Annotated in this window: 15 protein-coding genes; 9 read left to right on the forward strand and 6 right to left on the reverse strand. The window is 61.3% G+C overall.

Features of this window, described 5'->3' with window-relative positions; all coding sequences use genetic code 11:
- Positions 1-149 precede the first annotated feature (149 nt).
- Positions 150-677, forward strand: a complete 528-nt coding sequence (locus PR018_RS02625) for a DUF4142 domain-containing protein (RefSeq protein ID WP_142824261.1) — start codon at positions 150-152, stop codon at positions 675-677.
- Positions 678-995: 318 nt separating this feature from the next.
- Here the strand turns inward: PR018_RS02625 and PR018_RS02630 are convergent, their stop codons facing one another.
- The 6 genes from PR018_RS02630 to PR018_RS02655 all read right to left on the reverse strand — a co-directional run bounded on the left by PR018_RS02630 (position 996) and on the right by PR018_RS02655 (position 8,316).
- Positions 996-2,090 carry an ABC transporter ATP-binding protein gene (locus tag PR018_RS02630; protein WP_279309156.1) on the reverse strand — a complete coding sequence of 365 codons (1,095 nt, stop codon included), beginning with the start codon at positions 2,088-2,090 and terminating at the stop codon, positions 996-998.
- Positions 2,091-2,107: 17 nt separating this feature from the next.
- Positions 2,108-4,060: a glycoside hydrolase family 127 protein gene (locus PR018_RS02635; protein ID WP_161990938.1), complete on the reverse strand. Its 1,953-nt coding sequence runs from the start codon at positions 4,058-4,060 to the stop codon at positions 2,108-2,110.
- Between the two features lie 31 nt (positions 4,061-4,091).
- A complete protein-coding gene (locus PR018_RS02640) occupies positions 4,092-4,967 on the reverse strand; it encodes a carbohydrate ABC transporter permease (RefSeq protein ID WP_142824477.1) in 876 nt (291 codons plus the stop codon).
- Positions 4,968-4,969: 2 nt separating this feature from the next.
- Entirely contained in the window at positions 4,970-5,905 is a 936-nt protein-coding gene (locus PR018_RS02645) for a carbohydrate ABC transporter permease (protein ID WP_142824263.1), read from the reverse strand.
- Positions 5,906-5,971: 66 nt separating this feature from the next.
- A complete protein-coding gene (locus PR018_RS02650) occupies positions 5,972-7,222 on the reverse strand; it encodes an ABC transporter substrate-binding protein (RefSeq protein WP_142824264.1) in 1,251 nt (416 codons plus the stop codon).
- 47 nt (positions 7,223-7,269) lie between these two features.
- Positions 7,270-8,316: a LacI family DNA-binding transcriptional regulator gene (locus PR018_RS02655; protein WP_263431865.1), complete on the reverse strand. Its 1,047-nt coding sequence runs from the start codon at positions 8,314-8,316 to the stop codon at positions 7,270-7,272.
- 623 nt (positions 8,317-8,939) lie between these two features.
- Here PR018_RS02655 and PR018_RS02660 point away from each other — a divergent pair.
- The 8 genes from PR018_RS02660 (at position 8,940) to PR018_RS02695 (ending at position 15,256) form a co-directional block, all read left to right on the forward strand.
- Positions 8,940-10,505, forward strand: a complete 1,566-nt coding sequence (locus PR018_RS02660; RefSeq protein WP_202617132.1) for a GMC family oxidoreductase — start codon at positions 8,940-8,942, stop codon at positions 10,503-10,505.
- Between the two features lie 44 nt (positions 10,506-10,549).
- Entirely contained in the window at positions 10,550-11,401 is an 852-nt protein-coding gene (locus PR018_RS02665) for an oxidoreductase (RefSeq protein ID WP_142824267.1), read from the forward strand.
- A gap of 52 nt (positions 11,402-11,453) precedes the next feature.
- Complete coding sequence (locus PR018_RS02670) at positions 11,454-12,197, forward strand: SDR family oxidoreductase (RefSeq protein WP_142824268.1); 744 nt, start codon at positions 11,454-11,456, stop codon at positions 12,195-12,197.
- Entirely contained in the window at positions 12,194-12,640 is a 447-nt protein-coding gene (locus PR018_RS02675) for an SRPBCC family protein (protein WP_161990937.1), read from the forward strand. The genes PR018_RS02670 and PR018_RS02675 overlap by 4 nt, the downstream gene beginning before the upstream one ends.
- Before the next feature lie 84 nt (positions 12,641-12,724).
- Positions 12,725-13,645: a LysR substrate-binding domain-containing protein gene (locus tag PR018_RS02680; protein WP_142824270.1), complete on the forward strand. Its 921-nt coding sequence runs from the start codon at positions 12,725-12,727 to the stop codon at positions 13,643-13,645.
- Positions 13,646-13,680: 35 nt separating this feature from the next.
- Entirely contained in the window at positions 13,681-14,256 is a 576-nt protein-coding gene (locus tag PR018_RS02685; protein WP_142824271.1) for an NADPH-dependent FMN reductase, read from the forward strand.
- A gap of 188 nt (positions 14,257-14,444) precedes the next feature.
- The gene (locus PR018_RS02690) at positions 14,445-14,612 is read left to right on the forward strand and encodes a hypothetical protein (RefSeq protein ID WP_153816479.1); all 168 of its coding nucleotides are present in this window, start codon (positions 14,445-14,447) and stop codon (positions 14,610-14,612) included.
- A 155-nt stretch (positions 14,613-14,767) separates the two neighbouring features.
- The gene (locus tag PR018_RS02695) at positions 14,768-15,256 is read left to right on the forward strand and encodes a cupin domain-containing protein (protein ID WP_202617133.1); all 489 of its coding nucleotides are present in this window, start codon (positions 14,768-14,770) and stop codon (positions 15,254-15,256) included.
- Positions 15,257-15,348 lie beyond the last annotated feature (92 nt).

Genomic DNA, 15,348 nt, shown 5'->3' on the forward strand with positions numbered 1-15,348 from the left:
CCCATGTGAGCATGGCAAACCTCAATGCGTCCTATCGGTTCCGCGTCTGTCCGGTATCGCTCAAAAGGGGCCGTAAAGCACTTGCCCTCCGGCCAATTGGGAACGCCTGAGCCAAAAGCACGTTAGCCAGAGCAAATGGAGGACTACAAATGAACAAGATAATTCTGACCGCAGCGCTTCTCATGGTTTCTACCTCGGCTTTCGCTCAATCGGCTGCCGAAAGCACAGGCGTCAATTCGCTGATGGGCAATGCTCCGAAGACGGAAGACTTTGTCACCGAGGCCGCCACCAGTGACATGTTCGAGATCGCGGCGAGCAAGCTGGCTGTTGAAAAGGCCGATCCGGCCACGAAGGCCTTCGCCGAGCAGATGATTGCCGACCACACCAAGACATCGGCCGAGATGAAGGCGATGGTCGATTCCGGCAAGGTAAAGGTTGCAATCCCGACCGCCATGACGTCTTCGCAGCAGGGCATGATCGACAAGCTCAACGGTCTAAAAGGCGACGACTTCAACAAGCAGTACCATTCCGACCAGGTCTCGGCCCACAAGGACGCCGTCGACCTCTTCAAGCGCTACGGCGACGGCGGCGACAATGCCGACCTGAAGACGTGGGCCACGAAGACACGCCCCGCATTGGAGCATCATCTCATGATGGCGCAGGACCTGAACAAGTAAGCTACGGACAGGGCGGCGGATACTCCGTCGCCCGTTCACTGTTGCGATGTAAAGTTTGCGGACGGTGCCCCAATGCCCCTACCGACAAGAGCGGCGAGCCTAGACAGCAGACTATCAGAGGTCTGAGCGGGCCCCTTCCGGTTGAAATGTCATCAAGGCAAACGAGCCGAGCGGCATGCCCAACGATTTCCGCTTATGGGCATGGGTCGCCTCCCTTCCAAGCCATAAACATAGCCAGCAACGTTTGTTTGCGCCAAGAAAGCTCTCTGCATTGCCGCAGGCACTCCGGTGCATCTCATCTCCATAACCGCAGCTCACTCAGCCGTCGCTGCGGACCCGTCTTCCGTCGGCATCGAACAAGCGCGCATCCGATGGATCGAACGTCACTGTAATCGACTGCCCGACCTTGGGCGCTGGGCCCCGACCGCCTTGGACGACCAGCGACACGCCCGGCTGAACCTGCCCGTAGAGATAAGTCGCACCACCCAGGAATTCCGTAAAGTCGACGGTGAGACTGAGGCCAGGCTCGGCGTCGCGGGTTAACCGTAGATGCTCTGGTCTTATGCCGAACTGCAGTTCACCGTTTGCGGGTAGGCTAGCAGGCACCGCGAACGGCAGGCGCTGGCCGCCGATCAGGAGCGAGCCGGCCTCGCAGCTCGCCGGCAGGATGTTCATCTTGGGGCTGCCGATAAAGCCGGCCACGAACAGGTTGTCGGGATCGTTGTAGAGGTCGAACGGGGAACCGATTTGTTCGATACGGCCAGCTCTGAGAACGACGATCTTGTCTGCCAGCGTCATGGCTTCGGTCTGGTCGTGTGTGACGTAGATCATCGTGTTGCCGAGTTGCTTGTGCAGCCGTGCGATCTCGATGCGCATGCCCACCCGCAATTCGGCATCGAGGTTGGAGAGCGGTTCGTCGAACAGAAAGACCTTGCGATCGCGCACGATGGCTCGACCGATAGCAACGCGTTGGCGCTGACCGCCGGAGAGCTGGCCAGGACGGCGATCGAGCAAGGGAGACAAATGCAGAATTTCGGCCGCCGCCTGCACCATGTCGGCGACTTCCTTCTTCGGCCGATGCGCCATGCGCAAGCCAAAGCCCATGTTCTGGGCGACGGTCATGTGCGGATAGAGCGCATAGGACTGGAATACCATGGCAATGCCGCGATCCGAGGGATCGGCATCCGTGACGTCGCGTCCGCCGATGAGGATTTCGCCCCGGCTTGTCTCCTCCAGTCCGGCAATCAGCCGCAGAAGCGTCGACTTTCCACAGCCGGACGGCCCCACGAACACGACGAATTCGCCGGCCGCAATGGAAAGGTCGATGTCGTGGATGACGTCGACCGCGCCGAAGCTCTTGGAGACGCCCCTCAGATCGACGCCGCTGGTCTGGGCTGAAAGGTGAGATGCCACTCTCATGTCCACCGCATTCATCGACCACCCTCCGTCCGGATCCAGACCAGCATCTCTCCCGCTGCGCGATTGTCCCACAGATGATATGGAACCGCCCGGATTTCCGCCTCCTCCCGGCGAGGCAGCCTTTCCGTGTAGAGGCTTTCGCCAGCGGCCACTTCGCGCAGACCGGTCGTTACAAGTGCCGGGATGCTACCAAGTGTGTTCACGGGCTCGCAGCGAAAGCGACTTTGCGGTTGAAGGACGAGGGAGTTCAGGTCATCGCCATTGTCGACGCCCTCAAGGCAATAGACCAGCGGCCCCCGCTGGAGCGCCACCCGTCCCTGGTCGACCCCCGCCTTCGGGTGCGCGTGTAGTTGCTGTACCGGCATCTCTAGATCGAGTTCCACAACATCTCCCGACTTCCAGAGGCGGGACAGCCTCGCATACCCCTTCTGCTCGACGGCAGCTCGGTCGACCGGCGCGCCGTTGACACGGATCGTCACGCCCGGTGACCAGGCCGGCAGGCGCAGGGAAAGAGTGAATTCGGCCGGCTGCTGCGGCTCCAGCGTCAGCCGGATGGCGCCATCCAGGGGATAGATGGTTTCCTGGCCGATACGAACAGCCGTTCCTGCCGTCTCCAGATCCGCAATGCCCTCGCAGTAAAGATGCACGGCGATTTCGTTTTCCGACTCGCCGTACATGTATGTGCCGACCGACGCTACCAGCCGGGCGATGTTCGGCGGGCAGCAGGGGCAGCGATGCCAGGTCCACCTATGATGCTTGCCACGGCTTTCCAGCGGATTGTCATAGAAGAACCGGGTGCCGTCGATGGAGAGACCGACCAGAGCACCGTTGTAGAGCGCCCGCTCCATGACGTCAGCATAGGCGCGATCGGGACCCAGCCCCAGCATGCGGCTGGCCCAGAAGACCAGCGCCACGGCAGCACATGTCTCGGCATAGGCCGTTTCGTTTGGAAGGTCGTAGTCGAAGGTCAGTCCCTCGTTGTGGGCAGAGGGCCCGAAACCACCTGTGACGTAAAGGTTCTTCTCGGTAAGGTGCGCCCAGATCGCCTCGAGCGCAGGTTTCAGACTGTCGTCGCCAAACTCGGTCGATACATCGGCCATCCCGGAGTAGAGGTAGGCGGCGCGCACGGCATGGCCAACCACATGGCGCTGCTCGCGCACCGGCACATGGCTCTGCGAGTACTCGTAGGTCGCAAAGTGATAATCGGCCGGATCCCGGCCCCGCGCGCGGGCTTCCCGGTCGTAATAGTGCTGGCCATCAGGCCGTTGGCCACGCTCGTTGACGAAGAAGCGGGCAAGCTCGAGATAGCGTTGCTCGCCGGTGGCGCGCCCAAGCTTGACAAGCGCAAGCTCGATTTCGGGATGTCCGCAATAGCCCGGCTTCTGGTCTTCTCCGGGCCCGAAGACGGTCGCTATATGATCGGCGTAGCGCGCCATGATATCCAGCAATTTGCGCTTGCCGGTGACGTGATAGTAGGCCACGGCACCTTCCATCAGGTGGCCGGCATCATAGAGCTCGTGGCAATCGCGCAGGTTGGTCCAGCGCTTGCCGGGTTCGATCCGCTGGTACCAGGAATTCAGGTAGCCATTCTCGTCCTGCAGTCGTCCATAGGCATCGACGATCTCGTCGATCCGGGCCTCGAGCGCGGCATCCGGCTTGTGCAGCAGCCCATAGGCGGCCGCCTCGATGCTCTTGCCGAAGTCGGAGTCCCAGAACATCTGGGTGCTGACAGTATCATTGCCCTGCTGGTAGGGAATGCGCAGCCCGGGGTTTGGCCTGTCCGGATCGACCTGGTCCAGCATGCCCGCTTCGATGCAGCGGTCGAGCAGGGTGTGCGCGGTGGCGGTTGCGATGGTTTCGATGCGGGGACCGAAGAAGCCGCCGACGCGCACCTGATGGACGGCCGGTGGGCGGAATTTTGCATTCTGGCGGATCGTGTCGGCGGCGGAAGAAGGCATGCTCATGATGTAGGTCCTCTGTTGGATTGGTGTGCGCCTATTTCACCGCGCCGGCCGTGAGGCCGCGGATGTAATAGCGCTGGAGAGCAAGAAAGAGCAGCAGGCAGGGGATCATCATCACGGTAACGCCCGCCTGCACGGCGCCCCAGTCGACTGAGCCATAATGGCCGGAGCGCACGGCCGTAACGAGCACCGGAAGCGTGTAGCGGTCCTGATCGGTCAACAGCACCAATGCTGCCAGGAATTCGTTCCAGGCGTTCAGGAAGGCGAAAAGGCCGACCGAAACGACACCCGGAAACACCAGCGGCCCCATGACATAGACCAGCGCCCGCAGTCCCTTCACGCCATCGATGCGCGCCGCCTCCTCGATCTCCTTGGGCACTGCGTCGAAGGCATTGCGCATCATGAAGACCGAGAAAGGCAGCTGCAGCGTGACATAGATGAGGACGAGGCCGCTCAGCGTATTCTGCAGCCCGAGCTTGGCGAGGATCAGGAACAGCGGTGTCAATATGGATTGAAACGGCACCATGATCGTCGACAGAATGAGAACGAAGGCCACCGCCTTGAACGGAAAGCGGAAGCGCGAAAATCCGTAACCGGCAAAGACCGAGACCACGACGGTGAGCAACGCCGTGGCGACGGCGACGAAAAGGCTGTTGCCGGCGTAATGCAGGATGCCGGCGCCGAAATCCTCCAGTCTCCCGTAGTTGCCAAAGCCAAGTCCCTGGATCGAAAGCAGCCCATTTCCCGCCATGGCGGGCGGTCGGAACGATGCCAGCAGGACAAGCGCAATCGGCGCCAGAAACAACAGTGCAACGAGCAGGCAGGTGGTGTGAAACAGCACTCCGTAAAGCCAGGCATTGCCGCGTCTGCGTGCCGGCGCAAGCTTTGCTGCGTGAAGCGTTGCGGTCATCGTCATCGCGCGGCCTCCCTGTCACCCAGCAGTCGCAGCTGGATCACGCTCAGCACCACCAAAATGGCAAGCAGCACCATCGACAGCGCCGCACCATAACCGAGACGGAAGGACACGAAGGACTGGCTGAAAATCCAGTAAACTGCGGTGATCGTCTTGTTCTGCGGTCCGCCGGCGAGAATGATGTAGAATTGGTCGAAGGCGAGCATGGAGCCGGAAACGCACAAAATGAGCGCAAGGGCAAAAGGACGGCGCACCAGCGGCAGCGTAATGAAGCGGAACCGCTGAAGCGCGTTCGCGCCGTCGATCCGGGCGGCCTCCGTGAAGTCGGCCGGAATGGAGTGCAGTCCGCTCATCAGGATGACCATGTAGAAGCCCGCCATCTTCCAGATCACCATGGCGGTGACCGACCAAAAGGCGGGTGCAAAGGTGGCGAGAAGGTTCACGCGGCCATCCGTGAGACCCAGCGCCTCGGCCAAAGGGGAAAACAGTCCGCTGTCGACATTCGACAACCAGCTCCACAATAGGCTCGCCGAGGCGAAACCGATCACCACCGGCAGAAAAAACGCGGTACGATAGAAGCCGGCGAACGGTCGTGACTTTTCCACCAGGAGGGCTAGCGCAAAACCGACCAGCAAAAGGCCGATCGTGGCTGCGATGGTGTAGCGGATGGTGAAGGCGAGCGCGTTCCAGAAGTTGATGTCGTTCCAGAGCGCCTTGTAGTTGGCAAAGCCGACCCAGCGCGGCACGCCGATCAGCGGCCAGTTGTGCAGCGACATCCAGGCGGTCATGCCAAGAGGCACGAGAAAGAAGACGAGGACCAGCGCCAGCGCCGGAGCCACGTAGAGAAGTCCCATCCAGTCACGACGCGGCTTGCGCCGGGGACGCAGAGAGGCATTGGGCGCGCCGCTTGGCGTCGCCAGAGTATTGACTGACATCGGTCTGGTCCTTCGCTGATATCCATGCAGCGGAGCCTCACGGCTCCGCCTTTCAGGATCGAGCCTTCAGGGCGCGGTGTCGACGATCGACTGCATGGCGCTCTGCGCGGCCTGGATCGCCGGTTCGATCGCATCCGGTCCACCGAAGAAGGCCGTGTTCAGCATGGTGATCCATGGGCCGTTGGCGGAGTTGATCAGATCGTTAAACACAGTGGAATAGGGCGTCCGGCCCTTGGCCATCGCGTCGGCAGCAATCAGATAGCGTGAATCGAGGCCTGCCAGCGCTTCCTTGGCGATATCGCTACGGATCGGCAGCGAACCGTTGCGGGCAAGCAGCTTCTGGCCGTCGAGCGAATAGGAGAACTCGAGGAACGCCTTCACCGCCTCCATTTTCTTGGTCCCCTTGGAGACGACAAAATTGTCGCCGCCGGCAAAGGAGGAGGAGCCGCCTTCCTTGCCCGGAAGGGGAGCGACGCCGTATTCGAGATCTGGACTTTGCGAATTGAGCGCGCCGATGGCGAAGGAACCGGACGGCGTGATGCCGATCTTGCCAGTGGCGAAGGCAGAGAAGAAATTCGCCCCCGTGTCCGTTTGTGCGCCTGCCGGAATGAGCTTGTCTCTTGCCATGCCCTGATAGAAGGCGATCGCATCCCGCATCTGAGGCGTATCCAGCGTAACCTTGCGGCCATCGGCGGAGAAGATGTCGCCGCCCGACGCCCATATGAGCGGCGTGAAGGTGAAGATATTGCAGCCGCCGCAGTTGCCGGAGAAGTAGAAGCCTTTGATATCTCCCCCGAGGGCATTGACCTTTTCCGCATCGCTACGGATTTCCGCCCACGTCGCTGGCCCCTTGTCGGGATCGAGACCAGCCTGCCTGAACAACTTCTTGTTCCAGATGAGCACCGAGCCATCAGCGGAGAACGGCACGCCATAGATGCGGTCGTTGTAGGTCCCGACTGAAATGTGCGCCTTCGACAGAGCGTTGAAATAGGGCAGGGACTTTGCAAAATCGGTCAAATCCTCCAATTGACCGGCCGCGGCAAAGGCGGGCGTGTAGATCAGGTCGAGCGATAGGGCATCAGGTGCCGTCCCGCCGGCCGCTGCCACGGCGTATTTTTGCACGAGTTCATTGACCGGTACGATCTGCAGATCCGCGTGATGCTCCTTCTGGCTGTTGTTGAATGCATCGACGAGCTTCGGCATGAAGGTCGAGCTGTCGGACCGCGTCCAGAGCGTGAAAGTATCCGCGCTGGCGGATAGCGGCAGAGCGAGCGATGCTGCGACAAGGCCGCTGAACCCCAATATCCATTTCTTCATTTCATTCCCCTCCCAGTTTTGCACCCGGCTTCGGGTGCGGTTAAATCCTATTCAGTCGACGGCTCCTCCGAACCGCACGATTGACGCACCTTCAAGCGGCACGGAAGACGGCGCTGCCCGGCCTCCACCGGCTTGCCGTCAATGAGATCAAGTAGCGTGACGCCAGCCTGGCGCCCCAACTCCTTGAGGGCCATATCGACTGTCGTCAGCGGCGGACGCGTGGCCGTTGCAAAAATCTCCCAGTTGTCGAAGCCGACGACGGCGATGTCCTCCGGCACCCTGAGACCCGCAAGCGTCAAGGCGTCGATCAGCCCGCGGGCGATCTGGTCGTTGCCGCAAAACACCGCATCGGGCCGATCAGACACTGGCTTTGCAACGAGCAGCTGTCCGCTTTCGTAGCCAAAGCGTTCGGACCATTCGCCGGACAGCGCCGCGCCAAAGCAGGGGAGCGCCGCTTCGGAGAGCGCGCGCAGCCAGCCCTTTTCCCGCAGGCCGACGGCGCCGAAGCTGCGCGGACCCGTCACATGCGCAATGCGCGTGCGACCGAGGCTGACGAGATGGGCGACGGCCGCATGCGCGCCTCCCTCGTCGTCGGGGACAAAACCGATGGCGCCTGGAGGACAGGCCGCATTGACGTAGACGACAGGCATGTGAACGGCAGGAAGATCGACCGGCAGCACACGGTCGATACGCTTTCCGGAAACCACCAGCCCGTCGACGCGCTTGTCCTCCATCGCTTCCAGATTGAGCCGCACGCGCTCCGGATCGTCGTCAATGGCACACAGAAAGACCGACACTCCACGATCTGCCATCGCGGACGACAGGCCGGCGGCAATTGGGAGGGTAAAGCGACCGTATGTGTCATTGGTGAGAAGGCCAAGGGTGAATGAGCGCTGGTGAACGAGCGCGCGCGCCATGGCGTTCGGGCGAAAACCCATCTTCTGCGCGATATCCTGTATGCGTTTCCGGGTCTCGACCGTCATACGGCCGCGCTCGTTTAGGGCCTTGGATGCAGTGGAAACCGATACGTTCGCAGCAAGCGCAACGTCTTTAATCGTGATGCGCGCGGCGACCTCTGTCCTGTCGCCTGACAACACTGCCACGCCTTTGCTATTTTCGTTCAATACCACCGGACATCAACATATCTGGAATGAAAAACCGTTTGCTCACCATAGGAAAACCGTTTTCTCATCTTTGGTCAAGCGCTTTTTCTCGTTCGTCATGACGTATGGGATTAAAACCTTCGAGCAATCTTGGCGTTGCCAGACGCGCCTATGCCGGAGCAATGGTTGCACAAGAAACGCACCGCAAACGAATTGCCGCTTTTCGGAAAGATACGAGGCGACATCTGTGGAGATTTCATCCAACTCGTGTAGCCATGCCCTCGGATGCATTGGGTTGCGGCTATGTCAAACGAAGCGTCTTGAGCGCGGTTATCCTTCGGATCGAAATAGCTGGCCTGCTCGTATGATCCAGTCTGTCTGCGGACATGCGTTGCCAACGACCACCCTTGGGGCCGCACGGGGTGGGACGTAGGCCATACGTCCATCGCTGATACGATCGTCCATGCTGTTGAACTTAGCTTCCGGGACCAGGCCGCTGTTGGGGTGCGCGGGCATTCGCTATTTCCCTGACACCGGAGTGAAGTGGCGTTGCAAGCGCCGACGGGCATCGGCCGAGGACGGTTTGAGCAATGGCAATGACGCGGAGACGTTTCATGGGTGAAGGTGACAAGGCAACGGCTGCCTTAGTAATCGGCGGGGGTGCTGCCCGGGCAGGCTCGCGACCGGTCGACGTCATCATCGTCGGAGCCGGATCTGCGGGATCCGTGCTTGCGACACGGCTCAGTGCCGATCCCCATCGTCACGTGCTGTTGCTGGAGGCCGGCCCCAGCTTTGCACCGACGGGCTACCCGAAAAGCCTGACCGACGCCGGCACTGTCGGTACGCCCGATTTCGACTGGCACTACCACAGCGACGACAAGGAAAGGCTCGGCCATGACATTCCGCTGCCACGCGGCCGGGTCGTCGGCGGCAGCTCGGCAGTCAACGGTACTGTCGCCATGCGGGCACGACCGTCAGATTTTGCGCGCTGGGCAGCGCGCGGAATTAAGGGATGGTCCTGGAATGAAGTGTCTGCCGCGTTCGAGGCGCTGGAGAACACCCCGACCGGCGACAGCGCCGTTCACGGTCGATCCGGCCCTTTCCCGATCAGGCAGCGCACCCTTAGCGAACTGACGCCGTCGTCGAGAGCCTTCGTCCAGGCCGCCCGCCACCTTGGCCTTGCCGACGTGCAGGATTTCAACGGCGACGCTGCGGACGGGGCAGGGGCATACCCGCTGAACGTCGTCGACGAGATGCGGATGAACACCGGCATCGTCTATCTGACCGCCGAGGTCCGTGCCCGTTCGAACCTTGCGATCCGCAGCGGGTCCGAAGTGGACAACATTGTCTTTAGCGGCCATCGCGCCACGGGCGTTCGGCTGGTCTCCGGAGAAGTCCTCACAGCAGGCGAAATCATCCTTTCGGGCGGGGCATTCGGCAGTCCGGCCATTCTCCTTCGCTCCGGCATCGGTCCGGCCAGCGATCTGCGTGCTCTGGAAATCCCGGTGCTGGCGGGTCTGCCGGTCGGCGCACGTCTCCAGGACCATCCGTTCTTCTACAATGTCTACGCGCTGAAGGCGTCGGAAAAAGCCATGAGACCTGCGGCCGGCGCGCTTGTCTGGACGGGCTCATCTTTGTCGGTCGGCGGCGAACTCGATCTTCAGGTGTCCGCCACGCACTTCATCGACCCGAAGGCCAGCCCCACCGGTGGAGCGATCGTTCTCGCCGCCGCCGTAACCCTGCCGCGGTCCATTGGCTCCTTCCATCTGACGTCGCGCGATCCGCGCATCGCGCCGCGCATTCACTACAATTTCTTCGACGACCCCAGCGATCTCGACAGGATGGTGGAGGCGGTCAGACTCTCCCGGGAGATCGGCAGAACGGCGCCGTTCGCAGGCATGGTTGACCACGAGATGGCACCGGGGGCTGGCATCCAGAGCGACGCGGACCTGCGCGCCAACATCGTCGCCAATATCGCAGCCTACCAGCATCCGACTTCGACGGTCCCGATGGGGCCGGACACCGACGACACCGCCGTCGTCGATGCCTTTGGGGGCGTGCGCGGTTTCCAGGGCCTTCGTGTCGTCGATGCCTCCATCCTGCCGGACATTCCATCGGTTCCAACCAACGTCACCACCATCATGGTCGCCGAGCGGATCGCCGCCCGCATCCTCGCCTAGCTCGAATTTCCCTCCGATTAGAGCCTCTCAGAAGGACGCTTCCCATGTCGCAGACAACATCCAGGAACTGGCTGATCACCGGCGTATCGTCGGGTCTCGGCCGCACCCTTGCGCAAGCCGCGCTGGCTCAGGGCGATCATGTGGTCGGCACGGTTCGCAATGCCGCCAACAAGGCCGAGTTCGAGGCTGTCGCACCGGGCCGCTCGTCTGCCGTCGTCCTCGATGTTACCGATGTTGCTTCCGTGGAGGCCGGGCTCGCTGAGGCGGCCACCCTGTTCGGTGGCCGGATCGACGTCCTTGTCAACAATGCCGGATGGGGGATGCTGGGCGCGGTCGAGGAGACCAGCGAGACCGAGGCGAAGGCGGTGTTCGACACCAACTTCTTCGGCCAGCTCAATGTCTTGCGGGCGGCACTGCCGATCATGCGGGCTGCAGGAACCGGTCACATCGTCGCCGCATCCGCCGTCGGCGGGTTTACGGGCTTTGCCGGGCTTGGGGTGTACTCTGCGGCAAAGGCTGCGGTCGACATCATGAACGAGGCTCTGGCGCAAGAGGTCGCGCCGTTCGGGATCAAGGTGACAATCCTGACACTGGGCATTTTCCGCACCAACTTCGCCTCGTCATCGCTGAAGCATGTCGGCCAGACGATTGCCGCCTATGAGGACAACCCCGTCGGCAAGTTCCGTGGATTCATGGACCAGATCTCCGGCAAGCAGCCGAACGATCCCCAGCGTGGTGCCGAGGCAATTCTCAAGCTCGTCGCCTCCGAAAAGCCGCCTCTGCATCTTGCGCTTGGAGACGACGCGGTCGCCGTCATGGAACGCAAGATGGCGTCGATGAAGAGCGATATCGATGCCTGGCGCGAAGTCAGTGCATCGGTCGTGTTCCCGAAATGACCAAACAGAACGTCCCGCCGCTGATCTCGTATTTTCACCCAGGAGCATTCCCATGACATCCCTAGCAGGCAAGGTTGCGCTGATCACCGGTGCATCGCGTGGCATCGGCCGGGCGATTGGCGAGCGGCTCGGACGCGAGGGCGCTACGGTGGCGATCAACTATCGCAGCCGTCCCGAGGAAGCGGCGGACGCGGTTCGGGCGGTCGAGGAGGCCGGCGGCGTGGCGCGCGCCTTCCAGGCCGATGTTGCCAACATGGCGGACATCGGCCGGCTGTTTTCGGAAGTCGATGCTGCCTTTGGCGGCCTCGACATCGTCGTCGCCAATGCAGGACTACCGTTCATCGGCGTGGCAGTCGTTGACGTCAGGGAGGAGGATTTCGATCGGATCTTCGGACTGAACGCCAAGGGTTCGTTCTTTGTGCTTCAGGAAGCGGCCAAGCGCGTATGCAACGGCGGACGGATCATCGATATTTCGACATCGACAACCGCGTTCACGGCACAGGGGATGGGGCTGCACGCCGCTTCGAAGGCCGGATCGAAGCTGATCGTGGAGGTCCTTGCGATTGAACTCGGCCATCGTGCGATCACGGTCAACTCGGTCATGCCCGGCGCGACCAACACCGAGTTCATCAAGGATGCGCCGCAGGAAGAGCGGGACCGCATCGCTGCCGGCTCACCGCTTGGACGCCTTGGCGAGCCCGACGAAATCGCCGATGTCGTCGCCTTCCTCGCCTCCGATCAGGCGCGATGGCTGACGGGGCAACACATCCTGGCGAATGGCGGAGCGAGGGTATGACCAAGAGCTATGTCGCCGTCTACACCGCGACCATTAGCGCAAGTCCGGAGCGGATCTGGGCTGTCGTCCGCGATTTCGCAACAGTTGCATCGTGGAACCCCATTGCCCGCGAGAGCCGTCTGGTGGGCGAGCGGGAACGGGAGCTGATCACCTCCGACGGGACGCTTGTCCGCGAGCGGATGATCAAATGTGACGACGACGCACGTCATCTCACCTACCAGATGGTGACATTCCCTATTCCCGTCACCGAGCAGACGAACCAGATCCTTGTCGTTGCAGGCAAATCTGACGACGAGACGAACATCCGGTTCGAGGCGTCGTTCATTCCGGCCGACGGGGCGGATTCGAACGTGATACAGGGCATCAATCTTTCGGCGTTTGCGTCGGCATCTGAAGGTCTTGCCCGTCATTTGGGGGTTGCCCTGGTGAGGGCGTCTCTCTAATGCTGGTTGTGGCCTCTCTATAGAATGAGGCCCTCGAACACGGGTCTTGGCGGGATGTCCGTCAACCTGCTGAAGGACTGCCTAGTGCTTGACCTGAATGACGTCCGCTACTTCGTTCAGGTCGTCGACAGCGGAGGGCTGACGGCTGCAAGCCGCAGCACGGGTATTCCGAAGTCGACCCTGAGCCATCGGCTCCAGCAGCTCGAGGCAGGCCTGGGTGTGCGCCTGGTCAACCGGACGTCACGGGCGCAGACACTGACCGAGGCGGGCTCCTTGTTCTATCGCCACGCTCTTGTCATGCTCCAGAGTGCAGAAATGGCGGAAAATTCGGTTCGCCAAAGGCTGGATGAGCCGACGGGGGTCGTCAAATTTACGACGGCGATCGCAACCTCCATGTATGTCCTGCGCCATATCATACCGCAGTTTGCGATCGATCATCCCAAGATCAACCTCGTCCAGCACACGGGCGACGAGCAGACCGACATCATCGGCGGCGCCTTCGACCTGGCGATCCGGGCCCACGAGGGACAAATGACCGACTCGGCCCTGGTGCAGCGTACATTGTCTCCGGCACCCTGGTTCATCTTCGCGGCTCCCTGCTATCTCCAGCATCGCGGTGAGCCAACCACGCCGGACGATCTTTTGGAGCATGACCTTCTGGCGATGTATCGTCCCGGGCAGGCGACCGTCTGGAAGCTCAGCCATCCCTTGATGGGCGATCGCTCGCTTGCGGTCCAACCCCGGATGGCGGGCAATGACCTGATGATGCTGAAACAAGCGGCGGCGGACGGGATCGGCATCACGGCGCTTCCGGGTTACATTTGTCGGGAGGAATTGCTCGAGGGAAAGCTGCAAAGGGTGATGCCGGAATGGCTGGCGGGCAAGGCGGTCATCACGGCGGTATTGCCTTTCCGGGATTATGTGCTGCCATCGGTGCGTGCGTTTCTCGACTACCTCATCATCGAGCTGCCCAAAGTGGTCAACCCTGATCCTGGCTCACCATAGTTCGCCATTTGTCAGCAATCTCAGTCGGAGCCTTCATGTCCCAGTCCAAGTCGCTGCACTTCGTGACCCTTCTCGGAAGCCTGCGTCATGGCTCCTACAATGCCGCCATCGCGCGGGCCCTGCCGTCCTTGTCTCCCGACGGTGTGACGATCGCAGCGCTTGGTTCGATCGGTTCGTTTCCGCTCTATGACGAGGATTTGGAGAAGACGGGGTTCCCGGCCGATGTGATGGCCATGGGCGACACGATCCGTCTGGCCGATGGCGTCATCATCGTCACGCCGGAGTACAACTACTCCGTCCCCGGCGCTCTCAAGAACGCTCTGGACTGGCTTTCGCGTCTCCCGAACCAGCCGTTTGCGGGCAAGCCAGTGGCGATCCAGACGGCGTCACGCGGCATGCTGGGCGGCGTCCGCGCCCAGTACCATCTCCGACAAATCCTTGTGTATCTGGATGCAGCCGTACTCAACAAGCCGGAGGTGATGATCGGGCATGTCCCCGGCAACGTCGATGGAGAGCCGCCCGAGCTCACCGATGAAGAGACGCGCCAGCACCTGTCAAAGCAGATTGCCGCATTCGCGCACTTCTCTGAAGGTACAAAGACCAGCATTTAATCACCTTAATGATACTTTAAGATGTCTGTCTTGCCGCGGTCATCGGAACGAGGGCTTTGATCGTTCATTTCCTCGGACATACCGTCTTGGATAGGCAGGCTAATCATTCCGTCAGATTTCTTTAACTGAGAGCGACCGATCCAAATTGAGAGATCGGGCCATAAGCTTTGAAATGGATGATCAGGCACATGACCCAACGGTGCATTCTAAAGCCCGTCGATCCCTACAGCGGCAAGATCTACAGCACTGGCTGGAAGCAGCCGGGTCGCGGAACCCGGTCTGTTCTGGAGAAGGCCTGCGGCAAAGTGCTTGCGGCGGATTTCTCTATGGCGCGCTCATCAGTCCAGGGGGTCTGAGCCTCGACGTCTTTCTCAAGGGGCACCGATGCCTGTTGCGAAACGCGCGGCTCGTCGAGTTCTTGGAGAATAACCAAGCTCCAGCGGAATAAACAGCGGCCTTTCAAAACCGAACCCGGGGCCGGAATTGCCCCATAATCACCGAGGATATGAATATGAAACCGACATACGTGCATCGCGAAAAACCCGATGCCTACCTGTTCCTTGGCGTCGTCATGCGCGTGCTCCTCACAAGCGAGGACACGGGTGGACAGTTTACAATGATCGAGGGGACGATGCCGCCCAAGGGCGACGGCGGGCTCCACGTTCATCGCGACGACGACGAGAGCATGACACTCCTGGAAGGCGCGCTGGACGTGACGGTCGGGGAGGTCGGCTTCCGGCTGGAAGCGGGCCAGTCGTATTTCGCCCCGCGCGGCGTGCCGCACAGGTTGCGAAATACGGGTACGGTTCCCGCCCGAGGTCTCCTCGTGACGACGCCGGGTGGCTTCGATTCCTTTGTCGCACGAGCGGGCATTCCGGTTCACAACGGAGTGGTGCCGATATTGCCGCCACCTTCGCCTGAAGGGATGGGAGCGCTTCTCGAATTGGCGGCCCAGTACGGGATTACAGTTCTGGAACCGCCGGCGGGCCTTCCTTCCTGAAGTCGCTCCGAGAGCTTGCCGGGCATTCGTGCCTGGCAAGCTTTCGGGTTTTGACAGGCACCTCACCAATCCACCCGGCATGGGTTTTGATG

The organism is Rhizobium rhododendri, from assembly GCF_007000325.2.
GTDB classification, from domain to species: domain Bacteria; phylum Pseudomonadota; class Alphaproteobacteria; order Rhizobiales; family Rhizobiaceae; genus Rhizobium; species Rhizobium rhododendri.

What these genes read in the sequence shown, in the direction of transcription:
- PR018_RS02625 (WP_142824261.1), top strand. Translation starts at nt 150, where the DNA reads ATGAACAAGATAATTCTGACCGCAGCGCTTCTCATGGTTTCTACCTCG.
- PR018_RS02635 (WP_161990938.1), bottom strand. Translation starts at nt 4,060, where the DNA reads ATGAGCATGCCTTCTTCCGCCGCCGACACGATCCGCCAGAATGCAAAA.
- PR018_RS02640 (WP_142824477.1), bottom strand. Translation starts at nt 4,967, where the DNA reads ATGACCGCAACGCTTCACGCAGCAAAGCTTGCGCCGGCACGCAGACGC.
- PR018_RS02645 (WP_142824263.1), bottom strand. Translation starts at nt 5,905, where the DNA reads ATGTCAGTCAATACTCTGGCGACGCCAAGCGGCGCGCCCAATGCCTCT.
- PR018_RS02650 (WP_142824264.1), bottom strand. Translation starts at nt 7,222, where the DNA reads ATGAAGAAATGGATATTGGGGTTCAGCGGCCTTGTCGCAGCATCGCTC.
- PR018_RS02660 (WP_202617132.1), top strand. Translation starts at nt 8,940, where the DNA reads ATGGGTGAAGGTGACAAGGCAACGGCTGCCTTAGTAATCGGCGGGGGT.
- PR018_RS02665 (WP_142824267.1), top strand. Translation starts at nt 10,550, where the DNA reads ATGTCGCAGACAACATCCAGGAACTGGCTGATCACCGGCGTATCGTCG.
- PR018_RS02670 (WP_142824268.1), top strand. Translation starts at nt 11,454, where the DNA reads ATGACATCCCTAGCAGGCAAGGTTGCGCTGATCACCGGTGCATCGCGT.
- PR018_RS02675 (WP_161990937.1), top strand. Translation starts at nt 12,194, where the DNA reads ATGACCAAGAGCTATGTCGCCGTCTACACCGCGACCATTAGCGCAAGT.
- PR018_RS02685 (WP_142824271.1), top strand. Translation starts at nt 13,681, where the DNA reads ATGTCCCAGTCCAAGTCGCTGCACTTCGTGACCCTTCTCGGAAGCCTG.
- PR018_RS02690 (WP_153816479.1), top strand. Translation starts at nt 14,445, where the DNA reads ATGACCCAACGGTGCATTCTAAAGCCCGTCGATCCCTACAGCGGCAAG.
- PR018_RS02695 (WP_202617133.1), top strand. Translation starts at nt 14,768, where the DNA reads ATGAAACCGACATACGTGCATCGCGAAAAACCCGATGCCTACCTGTTC.